This window comes from Paenibacillus sp. TSA_86.1 (genome assembly GCF_052691815.1).
In genome coordinates this window covers 1,234,112-1,250,616 of sequence record NZ_JBQZGE010000001.1, presented here as the reverse complement: position 1 = coordinate 1,250,616, position 16,505 = coordinate 1,234,112, and the positions used below count along the sequence as shown (strand labels likewise).

At 46.8% G+C, this 16,505-nt stretch carries 18 protein-coding genes; 2 read left to right on the top strand and 16 right to left on the bottom strand.

The window, feature by feature from the left end:
- Positions 1-63: 63 nt before the first annotated feature.
- Together sucC and ACUTVW_RS05700 are read right to left on the bottom strand one after the other, a co-directional pair.
- Positions 64-1,224 carry an ADP-forming succinate--CoA ligase subunit beta gene (gene sucC, locus ACUTVW_RS05705; RefSeq protein ID WP_090923884.1) on the bottom strand — a complete coding sequence of 387 codons (1,161 nt, stop codon included), beginning with the start codon at positions 1,222-1,224 and terminating at the stop codon, positions 64-66.
- A gap of 247 nt (positions 1,225-1,471) precedes the next feature.
- Complete coding sequence (locus ACUTVW_RS05700) at positions 1,472-1,927, bottom strand: MarR family winged helix-turn-helix transcriptional regulator (protein ID WP_434751697.1); 456 nt, start codon at positions 1,925-1,927, stop codon at positions 1,472-1,474.
- 415 nt (positions 1,928-2,342) lie between these two features.
- Between ACUTVW_RS05700 and ACUTVW_RS05695 the strand changes: the two genes are divergently transcribed.
- On the top strand, positions 2,343-3,953 hold the full coding sequence (locus ACUTVW_RS05695; protein ID WP_445644857.1) for a YifB family Mg chelatase-like AAA ATPase: 1,611 nt from the start codon (positions 2,343-2,345) through the stop codon (positions 3,951-3,953).
- Positions 3,954-4,267: 314 nt separating this feature from the next.
- Here the strand turns inward: ACUTVW_RS05695 and ACUTVW_RS05690 are convergent, their stop codons facing one another.
- The 8 genes from ACUTVW_RS05690 to rplS form a co-directional block, all read right to left on the bottom strand.
- Entirely contained in the window at positions 4,268-4,819 is a 552-nt protein-coding gene (locus ACUTVW_RS05690) for a nitroreductase family protein (RefSeq protein WP_445644856.1), read from the bottom strand.
- A 279-nt stretch (positions 4,820-5,098) separates the two neighbouring features.
- Positions 5,099-5,497 (bottom strand): YraN family protein, encoded by a 399-nt coding sequence (locus ACUTVW_RS05685; protein ID WP_445644855.1) that lies wholly within the window; start codon positions 5,495-5,497, stop codon positions 5,099-5,101.
- Positions 5,491-5,802 carry an EscU/YscU/HrcU family type III secretion system export apparatus switch protein gene (locus ACUTVW_RS05680; protein WP_445644854.1) on the bottom strand — a complete coding sequence of 104 codons (312 nt, stop codon included), beginning with the start codon at positions 5,800-5,802 and terminating at the stop codon, positions 5,491-5,493. Before ACUTVW_RS05680 ends, ACUTVW_RS05685 begins: the two co-directional genes overlap by 7 nt.
- Entirely contained in the window at positions 5,799-7,787 is a 1,989-nt protein-coding gene (locus tag ACUTVW_RS05675; RefSeq protein WP_445644853.1) for a hypothetical protein, read from the bottom strand. The genes ACUTVW_RS05680 and ACUTVW_RS05675 overlap by 4 nt, the downstream gene beginning before the upstream one ends.
- A gap of 31 nt (positions 7,788-7,818) precedes the next feature.
- The gene (locus ACUTVW_RS05670; protein ID WP_445644852.1) at positions 7,819-8,523 is read right to left on the bottom strand and encodes a ribonuclease HII; all 705 of its coding nucleotides are present in this window, start codon (positions 8,521-8,523) and stop codon (positions 7,819-7,821) included.
- Between the two features lie 407 nt (positions 8,524-8,930).
- Complete coding sequence (gene ylqF / locus ACUTVW_RS05665; protein ID WP_445644851.1) at positions 8,931-9,794, bottom strand: ribosome biogenesis GTPase YlqF; 864 nt, start codon at positions 9,792-9,794, stop codon at positions 8,931-8,933.
- Between the two features lie 35 nt (positions 9,795-9,829).
- Complete coding sequence (gene lepB, locus ACUTVW_RS05660) at positions 9,830-10,450, bottom strand: signal peptidase I (protein ID WP_434751707.1); 621 nt, start codon at positions 10,448-10,450, stop codon at positions 9,830-9,832.
- A gap of 306 nt (positions 10,451-10,756) precedes the next feature.
- Positions 10,757-11,098, bottom strand: a complete 342-nt coding sequence (gene rplS / locus ACUTVW_RS05655; RefSeq protein ID WP_024630190.1) for a 50S ribosomal protein L19 — start codon at positions 11,096-11,098, stop codon at positions 10,757-10,759.
- 407 nt (positions 11,099-11,505) lie between these two features.
- On the opposite strand from rplS, the gene ACUTVW_RS05650 reads away from it, so the two are divergent.
- Positions 11,506-12,453 (top strand): polysaccharide deacetylase family protein, encoded by a 948-nt coding sequence (locus ACUTVW_RS05650; protein WP_445644850.1) that lies wholly within the window; start codon positions 11,506-11,508, stop codon positions 12,451-12,453.
- A gap of 90 nt (positions 12,454-12,543) precedes the next feature.
- Here the strand turns inward: ACUTVW_RS05650 and trmD are convergent, their stop codons facing one another.
- From trmD to ACUTVW_RS05620, 6 genes are all read right to left on the bottom strand, one after another.
- The gene (gene trmD / locus ACUTVW_RS05645; protein ID WP_445644849.1) at positions 12,544-13,305 is read right to left on the bottom strand and encodes a tRNA (guanosine(37)-N1)-methyltransferase TrmD; all 762 of its coding nucleotides are present in this window, start codon (positions 13,303-13,305) and stop codon (positions 12,544-12,546) included.
- Between the two features lies 1 nt (position 13,306).
- A complete protein-coding gene (gene rimM / locus ACUTVW_RS05640) occupies positions 13,307-13,819 on the bottom strand; it encodes a ribosome maturation factor RimM (RefSeq protein ID WP_445644848.1) in 513 nt (170 codons plus the stop codon).
- 302 nt (positions 13,820-14,121) lie between these two features.
- Positions 14,122-14,352 carry a KH domain-containing protein gene (locus tag ACUTVW_RS05635; protein ID WP_123064426.1) on the bottom strand — a complete coding sequence of 77 codons (231 nt, stop codon included), beginning with the start codon at positions 14,350-14,352 and terminating at the stop codon, positions 14,122-14,124.
- A gap of 23 nt (positions 14,353-14,375) precedes the next feature.
- Entirely contained in the window at positions 14,376-14,648 is a 273-nt protein-coding gene (gene rpsP / locus ACUTVW_RS05630) for a 30S ribosomal protein S16 (protein ID WP_434751711.1), read from the bottom strand.
- A 54-nt stretch (positions 14,649-14,702) separates the two neighbouring features.
- The gene (gene ffh, locus ACUTVW_RS05625) at positions 14,703-16,079 is read right to left on the bottom strand and encodes a signal recognition particle protein (RefSeq protein ID WP_434751712.1); all 1,377 of its coding nucleotides are present in this window, start codon (positions 16,077-16,079) and stop codon (positions 14,703-14,705) included.
- Between the two features lie 66 nt (positions 16,080-16,145).
- Entirely contained in the window at positions 16,146-16,496 is a 351-nt protein-coding gene (locus tag ACUTVW_RS05620) for a putative DNA-binding protein (protein WP_434751713.1), read from the bottom strand.
- Between the last annotated feature and the right edge of the window lie 9 nt (positions 16,497-16,505).

Here is a 16,505-nt window from a genome sequence, read left to right as displayed (position 1 = left end):
GTTGCTTCACATCCTTACGGTTATTTTTCAATTCCCGGACAGCTCCGGTACGAAGGAATGAACCTATTTCACGAGGGCAACAATTTTCTGTGCTCCATCGGCCATGGAATCAGCAGGAACGATATTCAGGCCGGATTCACCCAAAATGCGTTTGCCCAGTTCCACGTTAGTTCCTTCAAGACGAACAACCAGCGGTTTGGTCAGGCCAAGCTGCTTCGCTGCTTCAACAACCCCGTTGGCAATGACATCACAACGCATGATACCACCGAAGATGTTAACAAAGATTCCGGCTACTTTGGCATCAGACAGAATGATCTTGAATGCTTCTGTAACTTTCTCTGTTGTTGCACCGCCCCCAACATCAAGGAAGTTGGCCGGGTCTCCACCATAATATTTAATGATGTCCATCGTAGCCATCGCAAGTCCCGCACCGTTAACCATACAGCCAATGTTGCCGTCAAGCGCTATGTAGCTGAGGTCGTATTTGGAAGCTTCGATTTCTTTTTCGTCTTCCTCATCCAGGTCACGCAGTTCTTGAATGTCCTTGTGACGGAAGAGTGCGTTGGAGTCGAAGTTCAGCTTCGCATCCAGCGCGATAACGTTTCCATCTCCGGTAACAACCAGCGGGTTGATCTCGGCAATAGAGCAATCTTTTTCAACAAATGCCTTGTACAACGCAAGCATGAACTTCACAGCTTTATTCACGAGTTCATTCGGAATGTTAATGCTGTAAGCCAGTTTGCGTGCCTGGAACACTTGCAACCCGATTGCAGGGTCAACTACCTCTTTGAAAATTTTCTCAGGTGTAGCTTCAGCGACTTCTTCGATCTCTGTACCGCCTTCTTCGGAAGCCATCATGACTACACGTCCTGTAGCACGATCGACAACAACACCCACATAATACTCTTTGCGGATATCGCATCCTTCTTCAATCAGAAGACGTTTCACTTCTTTACCTTCTGGTCCTGTTTGATGGGTTACTAATACTTTGCCCAAAATTTCGGATGCATAGGCACGTACTTCCTCTGTGCTTTTTGCTACTTTCACGCCGCCGGCTTTACCCCGACCCCCTGCGTGAATTTGCGCTTTAACAACAGTCACCGGACTGCCAAGTGCCTCTGCGGCCGCAACCGCTTCATCGACTGTATAAGCAACCTTTCCGTTTGGAACGGTAACTCCATACTGTTTCAGTACTTCTTTTCCTTGATATTCATGGATATTCATTCTCGAATCCTCCTATCAACATGACTGCAACAAGGCGGGCTGGTAGACGAACAAAAGACATATGTTGACTATTTTCACTTAAACCCAATTCATTGTAACATGTTTTTAAAACGCTTTCCTTAAAAAGTAATGGTTAATAGACAGCTTTTTGATATGGATATGATCCCTTTTTGTGAATGCTTGGATATAAATGGAAAAACCTCAGTCGAATGGACTAAGGTTTTTCGTAAAATAGAAGCTTTGATTATTATTTTTTAGCTGTACTTATATTCGTTTCGTGGACTTTCTCGAGCAAGCCCTTAAACTGACCGAGCAGTGCTTCAAATTCCGTACTGTTGAGACAAGCATCTCCCTGAATGGCCTCAGGTATGGATAACGCTTTATTCTTAAGCTCACGTCCCGAATCGGTCAGTGTAATCAGCACTTTACGCTCGTCTTGTGCTGAGCGCTCGCGATGGATGAATCCTGCTGCTTGCAAACGTTTTAGAAGAGGAGTAAGCGTACCTGAATCGAGGTATAAAGCCTCACCGATCTCTTTCACTGTACATTCCTCCCGTTCCCATAATACCATCAAAACCAGGTACTGGGAGTATGTTACACCAAGCACTTCCAGGTAGGGTTGATACAACTTGGTAATTTCACGTGAACAAGCGTATATAGCGAAGCATAATTGATTATCCAGCTTTAAACGGTCTGTCTGCATATTGTCTGTCTCACCTGCCTAATGTACATTAGATTGCTTATTTCAGGGAATAACCTTATTACCTCATCATATATTTGCGGTGAATGGAACATCCCCCATTACTATCTTATCATAAAATAGATTAAAAAAAGAATAATTGAGCAAATTATTTCACTTTTACATTTAATCATGTTAAATTTAGTTGCATAAAATATAATTACAAGTAATTCATATCCGAATTATGAATACGATTACGGATGTAAACCTGAACGAGACAATATAGGAATTGAGTAAGCATATTGCAGCATCATTCATACCCGGGTTGACGCTCTGATTCCTTTTATATAGAATGCTAGTAGAAGCTGAGGAAGCACCTTAATTCGAGACTGGCCCGCCCTGTGCGGAGCTGACTACCCGAGTGAGGTGTTTTTTTGTTATGTATGGAAAATTGTATAGCTCATGTCTTTACGGAATTGACGGTGTATTAATTGAAGTCGAAACCGATTTATCCAACGGTCTACCTCTGACTTCAATTATCGGACTGCCAGATTCGGCAATCAGAGAAGCCGTGGAACGGGTTCGAGCGGCCATTAAAAACTGTGGTTATCAGTATCCTTTGCAGCGTATTACGATTAATCTGGCTCCAGCCGATCTGCGCAAGGAAGGTTCTTCCTTCGATCTTGCTATTGCTATCGCTCTACTCACGACCAGCGGCCAGGTTGTTCTGCCTCCACAGGAACGAACTTTGGTACTCGGGGAGCTGGCACTGGATGGTTCAATCCGGGCTGTTCCAGGCATTTTATCGATGGTAGATTTAGCGAAAAGGCAGGGCTTCACTTCTGTTCTGCTTCCTTATGAAAATGTGGAAGAGGCTCGTCTGATTCGAGGCATTGGGATTTATGGGCTTCGCCATCTTAAGGATCTGGCTCCTGATGTGACCAACACACCAAACACTCCCCAAAGTTTCTCACCCAGTACAACTGCGAATGCCGGGCCGATTACTTTGAAGGATTACAGTCATCTGCGAATCTCCGGGTCGTCCAGTGAGCAGAGGATTCAGGGAAAGAAAAATATCTCCTCTTCTTATGAAGATTACAGCGATGTGCTGGGGCAGCATCATGTCAAACGAGCACTGATGATTGCCGCTGCCGGAATGCATAATATTATGCTGGTTGGTCCGCCTGGCACAGGTAAAACGATGCTAATCAAACGGTTGCCGACAATTTTGCCTCCTTTATCGGAAGAAGAGGCGCTTGAAGTAACCAAAGTTTTAAGTGCAGCTGGTCATTTGAAAGAAGCTCCGCCAGGACTAATCGCGGACAGACCTTTTCGCTCTCCACATCATACGATATCTACCTCAGGCCTGATCGGTGGCGGCGGTATTCCCAAACCGGGTGAGGTCAGTCTTGCTCATCGCGGGATTTTGTTTCTGGATGAGTTGCCAGAATTCCAGCGTCAGGTTCTTGAAGTGCTGAGGCAGCCGCTTGAAGACCAGACGGTTACGATCAGCCGGGCAAGAGCTGCGTTCACATTCCCTGCACAATTTATGCTGGCATGCTCAATGAACCCATGCCCTTGCGGATATTTGTCGGCGCAATCAGAGGAACAGCGCTGTATCTGTAGTCCGGCACGCGTCGCAGCATACCGGGCGAAAATTTCCGGCCCGCTGCTGGATCGAATCGATCTGCAGGTCGAAGTCCCGCCGCCAGGAGATTGGCGTAATTCGGGAGCTTCTCCTTCTTCCGCCGAGATGCAGGCCAAGGTGATCACCGCTCATTCCATTCAGGCCAAAAGGTATGCAAAGCGTTCCGTCCGCTGGAACAGCCAACTCTCCGGCACATTTTTACGTAAAACCATTCATCTCCCACGCGAAGCAGAGCAGTTGTTGGATCAAACTTTGCAGACACTGAATCTGAGCATGCGTGCCCATGACCGAATTATGAAAATGGCACAGACGATCGCTGATCTGGATCATGATGGTGAGATTTTGACAGCTCATGTGGCCGAAGCGATCCAGTATCGTCAGTTAGATTTGAGTTTATTTTAATACGGATACTCAGTTGCTAATAAAAAGCCGTATATGTTCTCTATTTGCATGTGTAATGAAGAATATCTATACGGCTTGGTTGGCATCAGAAGCAGATTCAAACGTGATACGGCAGGCAAATGTGATCATATGTTAAATGAATATCTCTTATCTCTTTTCAAACAGAGCTTATCGGAGGGAATATGTAAGCATGCTTGAGAAGGTATTCAGGACATGCTGATCCGTCCGATTGCCCGGAATTACCGGGGGAAGCTGACACCGAATCTCTATTGCAAAATAAAAAAAGACCACATCTACGTGGTCTCAAATGAAGTTTATTCAAATAACGTTAGCTTGTCCTTGGCAGGAATACGTTCTTTAGCAGATGGAATGGCGTCAGGATATCCAATATAGATCATACCAATGATTTTTTCCCCGGGCTTGATGCCAAGTGGCTTCCGAAATTTAGGTGCATATAAAAAGGGTTTGGTTACCCAAAACGTACCGATCTTTTCACTCCATGCTGCGAGCATAAAGTTCTGAACCATGGCGCTGACTGCGGCAAAGTCCTCATCCCAAATCGCTTGTCTCGGGTCTTCTTCCAGAACGACAAGCAAGATGGCAGGCACCTGCTGCACACTCGACGAAAACTTGTTATCCTCGCCCATCTCGGCTTCAATGGCCTCCGCGAGCTTTTTGCGTCCTTTGCCATTGAACAATACAAATCTCCACGGCTCACGCAATTTATGGTTAGGCGCCCACACGGCTGTATCCAGCAAATCGATGATCTGCTCCGTTGGAACAGCATCTTTTTTAAACTTTTTGACTGTACGCCGATTTTCAATCGCATGGCGTACTTCGTTGCTTGGGTTTGTCGTTTTACTCATGGGTCATGCCTCCCTCTCCAAATAGTACACGCAAGTTTACAGCATTCATTATACACCCATCTGCTGAACAGATTCAAAAGAACGAGTAAGTTATGAAATAAAAAGCCAACTACGGTGCATCTTGTTCTGTGGAACCTGTTGTTACATATGAGATTTGATATTTCGTATTTCGTATACTGAGAGACATTCACTGCTTTGTTCTGCTGTGAAATCAAAAAAGATGAGCTGTAGGCCTTATCGTTGTCTACTAGCTCATCTTTTGAAACGTTCGGCTAAAAGCTAAAACGCATTCTCTACATGATTTACGGAACTAATCTCCCCGGTATGATTAATCATGACCGCAATAACATCAAATCGAATCTGACGAGCATGTTCTCCGTTCATTTGCATGTAAATCGCAGCCGTTGAACGCACTTGTTGCATTTTGCGCTGATCGACAGACTCTTGCGGGGTTCCGAATCGCGAATAAGAACTTCGGCTTCGAACCTCAACAAAGATTAACAACTCTTCACGAGATGCGATAATGTCCACTTCACCACTACGGCAACGCCAGTTTCGCTGAACGATACAATAGTCATGTTCCTCTAACCAGCGACAAGCTTCATCTTCGCCTATTCTTCCCTTTTGCTGACGAGTCAGTCTGCCATTCGGCTTCTGTCCAGCTCCCGGTTCTACCATGTGTCATCATCACCACGACCTGAGGCAAGTCGATCGGCTCGATAAACATAGCTCAGCACCTCTGCCACCAGTTGATACAACTCTGCCGGGATCTGTTCATCCAAATCCAACTTGGAGAGTACTTCCACAAGTGCGGCATCCTCCTGCACAGGTACGCCATTTTCCTTTGCTTTGTCCAGAATAGCTTCAGCCACTTTGCCCCGTCCCTTAGCAACAACGACAGGCGCCTCACTCTCTCCTGGAATATATTTCAGTGCAACTGCTTTTTTGGATAACAGCTCCGGTTGTGGTGATTCCTCTTTCATACCTTGAAATCCACCCCTTTGTATCGCTCAGGGCTATAATCTGCTGCGGTCATTTTACGCTCTCCTCCAGGCTCCTGCCCTGCAGGCCAAGGTTCTGCCCTAAAGGTCAATAACTGGTACCCGAGCTTGTCGAGCGATTGATGGATTACTTCACGTCCACTTTCCAAAAGAGCACCCATCTCCTCACGATCATTAACCACTCGCAAGCTGACAATATTATTCACGACATGTACATCGACAAGGGTATGTCCCAGACTTTTCATGTCCAGATCAAACAGCAAACGGCAATTGGACGCATCCAGTTCCCCGCGCTGACCGCGACGTGACTGAATCTGTACAGAGGCCGTCTGTTCTCCGTCCGGACCGGTAATCGGGATAAACCAGTGCATCTGAGCAAAGGCTGCACCGCGATCCGTTGTCAGCAATAACTGCTGACCTGTCAGGTATTGTACAGCTTGCGCGGCGGCATCTTTCAGTGCCGCCGGGGCACTGTCGCTGCTGGCAAGCTGCAGCAGCAAGCCCTTGAGCGTGTCCGCATTCGCCGGACTCGCCGCTTCACCCACGCGCGGCTGCATCGCCGCGCCGTGAACGGCCTGCTGCTCGTGCTCCGCACCGAGCAGCTTCAGCACGCGCCCCACCCACGGGTCCCCCCCGTGGGTGACAGGCGCGTGCGCTGCCGCCGCTCCCGCAGGTGCGGCGGCAACACCGCCAGCCGGCTGCGCAGCAGGGGCGGCCTGTGCCGCCGCGCCCGGCTGTGCCGGTGCGGCAGCGGACGCGCTGCGCAGCGCGTCCAGCAGCGCCAGCAGCTTTGGTGCCAGCTGTGCTGGCGTAGGTTCTGCTGGCGCTGCCTGGCCTGCTGCGGACGGCGTTGCCGCAGCAGCAGGCGTGTCTGAGCGGCCGTCTGCACGAACGGCCGCAGCTTCTGCCGTCCCCGTTGTACCCGGACGGCTCACACCTTGGCCCGCCTCAGCAGCGCGCGGGCCCTCTCCAGGTATTCCGGTACCTGCCGGAATACCTGCGTTCCCTTTGCCAGCCGTCCCAGCCTGGCTGGCAACACCCTCAGCGCCAGCCTGTCCACCATTCGTCTGGCCCGCATTCAGCGGTATGTTGCCTTTAGCCAACTGCTGCGTGCTTTCCGCTGCACCTTCCAATTCAACTGAAGCCATCGGCACACCAGCTACCTGGGTGGCCTGAACCTGATTCTGCTGCGATGACAAAGGAGCCGCCACTGGTGTTCCTGCTCCCGAACGGTTCACATTTACCGCCGCTGCGCCATCCTCTGGTTGAACAGCAACATCGGGAAGTATCGCGGACGCTCCTGATTGTCCTGGAACGGTCCCGGCTTTAGATCCTATCGCTGCTTCTCCGCCCGTTGCCGATTTTCCTGACGTTTGGGACAACAATGACTCTAGCTGATCCGCCAGATTACTTAACAACCGATGCAAAGGAGGCCCAAATACAGTCTGATGTAATCCTTTCACCGTTTCTGCTGTAACAGGCAGGCCGCGTTGAAAAGCAATTCCAGCTGCCTGTACCCATTCCTCCACAGGCACTTGTGCAGGTTTGGCTGCCATCATGTTTTGCACCATAGATACATTATCCTTGGTTAGCGGCAGCCCACTGCGTTGCATGGCAAGCAACAGTTCACGGTTGTCTTTTGTATCAGTCAAGCCTACTTCTTGCAACAAATTATTCAGTGAAGCCTGAGGTAATTCTGCAAGAGAACCCGCAACGGGTTTCATCACGGTTATTCCGTTTTCTCCTGGTGGCTGAACCTGCAGCAGTGTCGTCTCACCTGGGCGGAGCGGAGTCTCCAGTTTGGCACGCACCTGCACACCTTGAATCTGGAGCACAGCGTCTCCTCCGTCGTCTGACACGCTGACTACAGAGCCACGAACGACCTGACCTTCCTTTAATTCAAGCGCCTTGGGATTTCCAGGTTTATTGTCTCCCATTAAACCACGAATCATGGAGCTGATATTCAACTCGCTCTCCCTCCTTTCCGTTCCCTTTCAGTTAAAACAACGTTTGCTGTTCGCCGAGTAAATTGCCGAGAAAACTGCGCCGATGCATTGGTGTTGCCCCACGAGCCATAATCTGTTCCCGATGAAATTGTGTGGCGTAGCCTTTATGTACCGACAGACCGTATTCGGGGTACAACGTATCCCATTCTTCCTTGCACAGCCGATCTCTTGTTACCTTTGCTATGATCGAAGCAGCTGCAATAGATTGACTGTTTGCATCCCCTTTAATGATAGACAATTGTGGTATATTCATATCTACCTTTTCTGCATCCACCAGCATGTAGTGAGGCGTTACTTCAAGTGCCTCTACCGCACGTTTCATCGCTAGTCTGGCAGCCTGTTTAATATTTAGACGATCCACCGTTTCAGCGTCTGCATATCCCACGCCAACGGCTGTCGCGTTCTCCATAATGATGTCATACAGCGCTTCCCGTTTTTTTTCCGACAGCTTTTTAGAATCGTTAACGCCTTCCAGAATTAGCCCTTGGGGCAGGATCACTGCCGCTGCAACAACATCGCCAAACAAACACCCACGCCCTACTTCATCGATTCCTGCGATATATTCAAACCCGCTTCCCCAGTACTCTCGCTCATACAATAACAGATCTTTGGGTTCGCTGATTTCTTTTATCTTTTTCTTCGGCTTGCGCGGCAGTTCTGGCAGTGCAAGCTCCGCTGTTTCCTGGTTTGCTGTCATTCTGTTCATCTCCCTCACACGTTTCATGCACCTGTGTAATCCCAAGTAATGTATAATAATTAGACGTAGACAACGCATCTTTGTTCTGTTTAACCGCAATCTTACACACTTCTTCATACTAAAAGTGTTATATAAAAAGATCTTGATGTCTTCATTTATCGGTCATAATCAGGCTAAATTGAATACATACAAACTCATGTTCTGCAAATTTGCGCCATCATTTATCATATCATGATTCCAGAACACCTCATATACTGAACAAACAATTCCACCAAGCACACTTTACTTCTAATATTCACCATTCATATAAGCATTTTCAAGTCCCGATTAACCTTCATAAGACAAAAAAGACCGTTCCCGGTAACCCGGTAACGGCCGCTTCCTTCGGCTCTTGTGTTCCTGTTTGATTAATACGGAGCTTCCATTGAGAAGCGTCCCATCTTGCCTGCACGTAATTCCCGTAGAAACGCACGAGATGCCTTCTCCAGATCAATACGCCCACCGCTAACTACACACCCGCGGATTCGACCGACTTTCTCCATAATAGCAATAACGCTGTCCGAATCGTCTGCATCTTTAGAGAACTCCTGAAGACCATATCTCTCTTCCAAAGCGTCCCAATAATAACGCATCAGATAACTGATTCCAAAGAACGCAATATCTTCTGCATTCAAGATCTCTTCTTTGATCGCACCCGTTACAGCAAGGCGGTAACCAACATTTTGATCTTCAAACTTCGGCCACAGAATACCTGGCGTATCCAGCAGCTCCATTTCCTTGCCCACTTTAATCCACTGTTGTCCTTTGGTTACACCCGGACGATCTCCGGTCGCAGCGATGCTTCGTCCAGCCAACCGATTGATCAATGTGGATTTGCCGACGTTCGGAATACCAACAATCAATCCGCGAACAGCACGGGGGTTAATGCCTTTTGCCAGTTGACGATCAATTTTCTCCTTCAGAAGAAGCCTTGCCTGAGTAGGAATATCTTTGACATTTGTACCTGTCGAAGCATCTACAGGGAAAGCCGTAATGCCGTCTTTTTTAAAATATTCTATCCACTCTTGCGTCACTTTGGCATCCGCCAAATCCGACTTATTCAGCAAAATCATGCGGGGTTTATCCATCAAAATCTCGTCGATCATCGGATTACGGCTGGAGACAGGCAGACGGGCATCCAATAGTTCGATGACCACGTCAATGAGCTTCAACTTGTCCTGAATCTGGCGTCTGGCTCGGGTCATATGACCTGGAAACCATTGTATCGTCACCTTGTCTTCACCTCATTTAATACATACTTTGAATCTTAGTGGTTGATCCACTTAATTTCTCCAATTGGCCAGAAAATAACATCCGCTCGGCCAATAATATCTTTTAGCGATACATAACCGATCATCCGGCTGTCGGTACTGTTCGGTCGATTATCTCCCATGACAAATACATGACCCGGTGGCACTTTACCATCAGGGAATTGTTCATTCGGGAAATCCTTCACGTTATACGTACCTCCAGTGGCTTCTGCTGCATCAATAGCACCCTGAATATAGGTTTCATTAACCTTTTGTCCGTTAACGGTTACCGTATCCCCTTGAACCTGCACTGTATCTCCCTCAACTGCGATAACACGTTTGATGAAATCTCGCCCTTCGGAAGGTACATGGAAGACGATAACTTCACCACGTTTTGGCTCACGGATATCATACAGAATTTCATTAACAATGACACGTTCTCCTGTGGAGAAATTCGGTTGCATGGACGGCCCGTCCACAACGAAGGGTTTAAAGAGCAGCCAGCGAATGAGAATGACCAGCACAAGTGCAATGACAATAGCCTTCAGCCACTCTACAATTTCATTTTTAGCTTTTTTGGATCGATTATTTTTTTCTACGGCAGGTGTGCCCTGGTCCTGTTGAACTTCTTGTTCCATTCAAGATCTTCCTCTCTTCACAGTACATGATTATAGCAGTATACATCCAGCTCATTTGCATCTTCCCTAACCCAAGTTTAGGGAAAGCAAAATACTCAACTCAGTTATGTAATTCTTGCAGCCAAGCATTACAACAGTACATTGAACCACAATTCAAATGCCTTGAATAACTGATGTCACAATCCTCCCGGACTTTACGCCGCATATCCGCCATACCATTTTACTCGGAAGTGTACCTCCGGTTCAACTTTTCCCGGACAAAAACGAAAAGGGCTTGTCTCCAAGCCCTTCCCGGTATCCGTTATATTAACGAATTTCTTTAATTCTCGCTGCTTTACCGCGTAGTTCACGAAGATAATAAAGCTTCGCACGACGCACTTTACCACGGCGAGCCACTTCGATTCTATCGATTTTAGGGGAATGAAGCGGGAAAGCTCTTTCCACACCTACACCGTAAGAAATTTTACGAACTGTAAAAGTCTCACTGATTCCACCACCACGGCGTTTAATCACAACACCTTCGAACAATTGGATACGCTCACGAGTTCCCTCGATTACCTTAACGTGCACTTTCAAAGTGTCACCAGGACGAAAACTCGGAATATCTTTACGAAGTTGTTCTTGTGTAATCGCTTGAACGATATTCATCTATGACTCCCTCCTTCCGTACAGGCGTTCATACTTCTTCCAGAGATCACCTTGTCTCCTTCATTATCCATAGAGGACCGCCGTATTCCACATAACAGACTTATTGTATCACGCAGCATATCAAAACACAAGCATAAATAAACAACTATTGCACTTGCGCAGTATGCATCCTTAAAAGCTTCTTTACCAGAGTATACTGAAGGAGCTAACCCGCAACCACTTCTTCATACCCTAAACAAGAGTTCAAGATTGCAGGTGAAGTGTTCCAGAAATCAACCTCTGTAAAAGATAAAATACTGTAACTTTCCTTAATAGAAGATCGTCTATCATGTAGTTTAAAGCTCATGATCATGAGCAACTCATAATATACAGAAATAGATGAATATTAAAGGAGAACCAGGAGAGACATGAAGTACTCAAAAAAAATCATACTAATCGCACTTGCCTTACTCACATGCACCGTCACATTATATGCTTATGCTGTTAACCATCCCACCAACGCATTATCTCACAAAGCCTGCTCGTCTTGGAATATCGTACAACGTAAACTCTTTACGTTATCTCACTCTGACTTTTCCATGCACTCCAAGCTGGATCGCTCTAACTTTGTTATTAAACAAGGCACAGCTGCAGAAGTTCCTGTACTCATGTACCATTATGTTACACCAAAGCAGGACAATCATGAACCTAACAATAAATCCATCATTGACTTGGAAGTCTTCGAGCAAAATATGAAGTACTTACACGATAACGGATACCGAACCGTCACGCTCGCCCAGCTTGAACAGTATGTTAATGGGGAAATTTCGCTACCTGAAAAATCATTTGTCATCACTTTTGATGACGGATATCAAAACAATTATACGTTGGCCTATCCCGTACTCAAAAAATATCATTTCCATGCTTCACTTTTTGTAATAGGAAGCCGAATTCAGTCTACCCCTGTGGCGTTTGACCCCAACAAAAAAAGTGATATCTCAAAGCAAGAGATGCAGGCTGGAAGCGACGTGTTTGAGTATAATAGCCACACGTTCAACCTGCATCACAAAGGGTATATGGTATGTGGAGACGATCTGCCCGTTACCCTCGATACCAGTCTACTGGATCAGGATATTGAACAGATCAAACATATAGGTATTGATACTCCATACATCGCTTATCCATATGGTTATTTCAGTGCACAGATGATCTATAAGCTGCAACAACATGGATATCGTATGGGCTTCACCGTTATTCCTGGATTTGTTCGTCCAGGTGATTCACCTATGCTTCTGCCGCGCCTGACGGTTACGAACGACACCGATCTACCTACCTTGCTACGAACGGGTACCAATACGCACGGTAAGGGGATATAGTTGAGTAACGCTCTAAATGATTCCATCTTACGTTACCAAAAGAAAAAGCCGATTAGTACAGTCTCTACTGTCCTTTCGGCTTTTTCTATACTATTTCTTATCTTGTTCAGACTGATACTGCTTCAGCCATTTCCGTTCTTTCTCAGTCAGATCAGCCGTCTCAAGCAGTTCCGGCCTACGCTCCAACGTACGAATCAGGGACTGCTCTCTACGCCAAGCCTCGATATTCAAATGATGCCCGGACAAAAGCATATCCGGCACCTTCATACCTCTAAATTCAGGTGGACGGGTGTAATGAGGGTATTCAAGCAGCCCTGTACTGAATGAATCCGTCACCGCACTTGTCTCATTGCCAAGAACGCCTGGGATCAATCGCACAATACTATCAATGGCCACCATGGCAGGAAGTTCGCCGCCCGTCAGAACATAGTCACCAATGGATAGCTCGTCCGTGACCAGGAATTCACGAATACGTTCATCATAGCCCTCATAATGACCGCATATAAAGATCAGGTGATCTTCCTGAACCAGTTCTTCTGCTTTTTTCTGTGTAAATGTCTCACCCTGCGGACACATCAGAATAATCCGCGGAGCTTTCATCATGGCGGCAGCCTCTCCGCGCTGCTCCAGGACATCTTCTACCGCAGCAAAGATCGGGTCAGGTTTAAGCACCATTCCCCCACCCCCGCCGTATGGAGCATCATCTACAGTGTTATGTTTATTGGTTGCGTAATTCCGGAAATTGGTCGCCCCCAGCGAGACAAGCCCCTTTGCCTGCGCTTTACCGAGAATGCTCGTTCCAAACACACCATCGAACATTTCCGGGAATAACGTCAATACATCAACCTTCATGTTACAGCAGTCCTTCCATCAGGTGAATCTTGACCTGCTTTTGTTCCACATTAACATCCAGAACGACATCATCTATGACAGGGATCAGCACTTCTTTTCCAGCTGGAGTTTTGACCACCCATACATCATTTGCGCCCGGTGTAAGAATCTCCGAGATTGTTCCGAGGGTTTCCCCCTCTTCCGTAAGCACAGTACATCCTACGATCTGGTGAAAATAATACTCGCCATCCTCCAGTTCAGCAAGGTTTTCCTTGGACACTTTCGCAATGCTGCCCTTGAATTTTTCTACTTCGTTAATGTTTCCATATTCTTTCAGACGAACGATATACATATTTTTATGCAATCGTGAAGATTCCACCGTAACGAGTACGGGATGATTATCCGGGGTAAACAAATACAGTTCAGCATTTTTCGCGAAACGAACTTCCGGAAAATCAGTCAAAGGCATGATTCTCAACTCGCCACGAATACCGTGAGTATTCACAATTTTACCTACATTCATAAACTCTGCCATACAATCCTCCTACGAAATTCAATCAAACTAAACAGGTACTTCGACTCTCGCACAGCCGTTCCGGCGACGGTTCGTTCTTCCGATCGCTGTTACCCCCTCATTTTTTGAACTATTTTGAAAAGGTGAAAATGAGGTGATAAAGGCGAACGCTAACGCTTCTCCAGAATCGATTCCGTCCCCTCCACTGCTCCGAAGTCACTCATACCCAAAAATATTTTAATTTAATATCTAATCCAACATATTAAGTTCAGCATGCACGAAAAGGGGCTAGGACATGCATCCTAACCCCCTTTCGTATATCTTTAAGATATGATATCAACGGTAACCCGTTTATCCATCTTAACTGCTGCTGATGTGACGACCGTACGCAGAGATTTTGCGATTCGTCCCTGTTTTCCGATCACCTTCCCGACATCGTCGGGATGCACGGTTAACTCATAAACGACAAGCCGGTCTTTCTCAACCGTCCGAACCGCCACATCATCCGGATGATCGACCAAAGCCTTAGCAATTATGCTTACTAATTCTTCCATAGATGACCCTCCGAATCAGCACCTTATTTAGATAATTTAGACTCGTGGAATTTCTTCATCACGCCCGCTTTGCTCAGCAAGTTGCGGACAGTGTCAGATGCTTGTGCACCGTTTTGAAGCCATTGCAATGCTTTATCTTCATCGATCTTAACAACAGCCGGTTGTTCAACCGGGTTGTAGTAACCGATCTCCTCGATAAAACGACCATCACGTGGGGAACGGGAATCCGATACCACGATGCGGTAGAAAGGAGCTTTGTGAGCACCCATACGTTTCAGACGAATACGAACTGCCATTTGAAAATTCACCTCCTTCAATGAAATCTATATCTTATTCAGCCTTAGATTCAATCAACGGAAAGGAAACTTCATTCCTTTACCGAGACCTTTCAGCTGTTTCATCGCTTTGTTCTTGCCACCCTTAGGGCCCATCATATCCGAGAACTGCTTCATCATACGGCGCATCTCGTCAAACTGCTTGATCAGACGATTCACCTCTGCGAGCGATGTTCCACTTCCAGTCGCAATACGCTTCCGGCGGTTATGGTTAATCATATCCGGGTTACGTTTCTCTTCGGTTGTCATTGAATAGACAATCGCTTCGATCCGGCCCATCTGTTTGTCATCCACCTTCAGGTCTTTGGCCTGTTTCATCTTGCCCATACCCGGAATCATATCCATGATCTGGTCAATCGGTCCAAGCTTCTTCACCTGATCCATCTGCTCCAGGAAATCCTCGAACGTAAACTCTGCATTACGCATCTTACGTTCCATTTCCTTGGCTTTTTCGGTATCGATGTTAGACTGTGCCTTTTCAATCAGTGACAGCATGTCACCCATACCGAGAATCCGTGAAGCCATACGTTCCGGATGGAACGGCTCAAGTGCATCAAGTTTCTCTCCGAGAGAGGCAAACTTGATCGGGCAGCCTGTGACTGCTTTGACCGATAGTGCCGCACCACCACGTGTATCGCCGTCCAGTTTCGTCAGGACAACTCCTGTCAAATCCAGTTGCTGGTTAAAGTGTTCTGCCACGTTAACCGCATCCTGACCCGTCATGCTGTCGACAACAAGCAAGACTTCATCGGGATTCACTACGCTGTGAATCTGACGCAGTTCTTCCATCAATTCTTCATCGACATGCAATCGTCCTGCTGTATCAACGATAACATAATCGTTTCCGTTGTCTTTTGCATGCTGCAGACCTTGACGTGCAATCTCTACCGGGCTTGTCTGATCACCAAGGGTGAATACAGGCGCCTTAATCTGTTCTCCCAGCACTTGTAGCTGTTTGATCGCAGCCGGACGATAAATATCACCCGCAACCAGCAAGGGTCTGCTGTTTTGCTTTTGTAACATTTTCGCCAGTTTACCGGATGTAGTCGTTTTACCTGCACCCTGTAAACCAACCATCATGATCACCGTAGGTGGTTTGTTTGCCTTGGCCAGCTTGGCTTGACTTCCACCCATCAGATCCGTTAACTCTTTGTTAACGATATCAATGATGACCATTCCGGGTGTGAAGCTATCCATCACTTCTTTGCCGACAGCCTTCTCTTTCACTTTGGCGATGAATTCCTTGACCACTTTGAAGTTTACATCCGCTTCAAGCAATGCCAGACGCACTTCACGCATCGCTTCGGCTACGTCTTCATCAGACACCTTGCCTTTGCCGCGCAGCTTGCTGAACACATTCTGCAATCGGGTCGTTAATCCTTCAAATGCCATGATCCCACCTCCTTAAGCTTAAATACGTTTTTCAGACCGATTCGTCCCAAGTGACTCTAAAAATAACTATTCGGTCAGCTGTGCGACGAGATCGTGTATTGGTTTGTTGTTATCCATAGTAACGCCAGCGCGTTCAAGTGCATGTTGTAAATCTTCAAGGCAGCGGCTGCGTCTCTCATACTTCTCTAGCAAGCCCAGCTTGCTTTCGTAATTTTCGAGCACTTGCTCAGCACGCTTAATATGTTCGTATACCGCCTGGCGGCTGATCTCAAACTCGGCTGCAATTTCACCGAGTGAAAAATCATCATGAAAGTAATATTTCAGAAACGTTTGCTGTTTCTCTGTAAGCAGTGATTCATAAAAAGCAAAAAGCAAGTTAATCCGGTTTGTCTTCTCAAGCCGGTTTTCTTGACTCATATCGGGGCA

Coding starts and splice junctions, on each gene's coding strand:
- trmD (WP_445644849.1), bottom strand. CDS start 13,305: ATGAAGGTTGATGTATTGACGTTATTCCCGGAAATGTTCGATGGTGTG.
- ACUTVW_RS05700 (WP_434751697.1), bottom strand. CDS start 1,927: ATGCAGACAGACCGTTTAAAGCTGGATAATCAATTATGCTTCGCTATA.
- ACUTVW_RS05685 (WP_445644855.1), bottom strand. CDS start 5,497: ATGGTAGAACCGGGAGCTGGACAGAAGCCGAATGGCAGACTGACTCGT.
- ACUTVW_RS05650 (WP_445644850.1), top strand. CDS start 11,506: ATGAAGTACTCAAAAAAAATCATACTAATCGCACTTGCCTTACTCACA.
- ACUTVW_RS05620 (WP_434751713.1), bottom strand. CDS start 16,496: ATGAGTCAAGAAAACCGGCTTGAGAAGACAAACCGGATTAACTTGCTT.
- rpsP (WP_434751711.1), bottom strand. CDS start 14,648: ATGGCAGTTCGTATTCGTCTGAAACGTATGGGTGCTCACAAAGCTCCT.
- ACUTVW_RS05635 (WP_123064426.1), bottom strand. CDS start 14,352: ATGGAAGAATTAGTAAGCATAATTGCTAAGGCTTTGGTCGATCATCCG.
- ACUTVW_RS05690 (WP_445644856.1), bottom strand. CDS start 4,819: ATGAGTAAAACGACAAACCCAAGCAACGAAGTACGCCATGCGATTGAA.
- ACUTVW_RS05695 (WP_445644857.1), top strand. CDS start 2,343: ATGTATGGAAAATTGTATAGCTCATGTCTTTACGGAATTGACGGTGTA.
- lepB (WP_434751707.1), bottom strand. CDS start 10,450: ATGGAACAAGAAGTTCAACAGGACCAGGGCACACCTGCCGTAGAAAAA.
- sucC (WP_090923884.1), bottom strand. CDS start 1,224: ATGAATATCCATGAATATCAAGGAAAAGAAGTACTGAAACAGTATGGA.
- ACUTVW_RS05680 (WP_445644854.1), bottom strand. CDS start 5,802: ATGAAAGAGGAATCACCACAACCGGAGCTGTTATCCAAAAAAGCAGTT.
- rimM (WP_445644848.1), bottom strand. CDS start 13,819: ATGGCAGAGTTTATGAATGTAGGTAAAATTGTGAATACTCACGGTATT.
- ACUTVW_RS05670 (WP_445644852.1), bottom strand. CDS start 8,523: ATGACAGCAAACCAGGAAACAGCGGAGCTTGCACTGCCAGAACTGCCG.
- ffh (WP_434751712.1), bottom strand. CDS start 16,079: ATGGCATTTGAAGGATTAACGACCCGATTGCAGAATGTGTTCAGCAAG.
- rplS (WP_024630190.1), bottom strand. CDS start 11,098: ATGAATATCGTTCAAGCGATTACACAAGAACAACTTCGTAAAGATATT.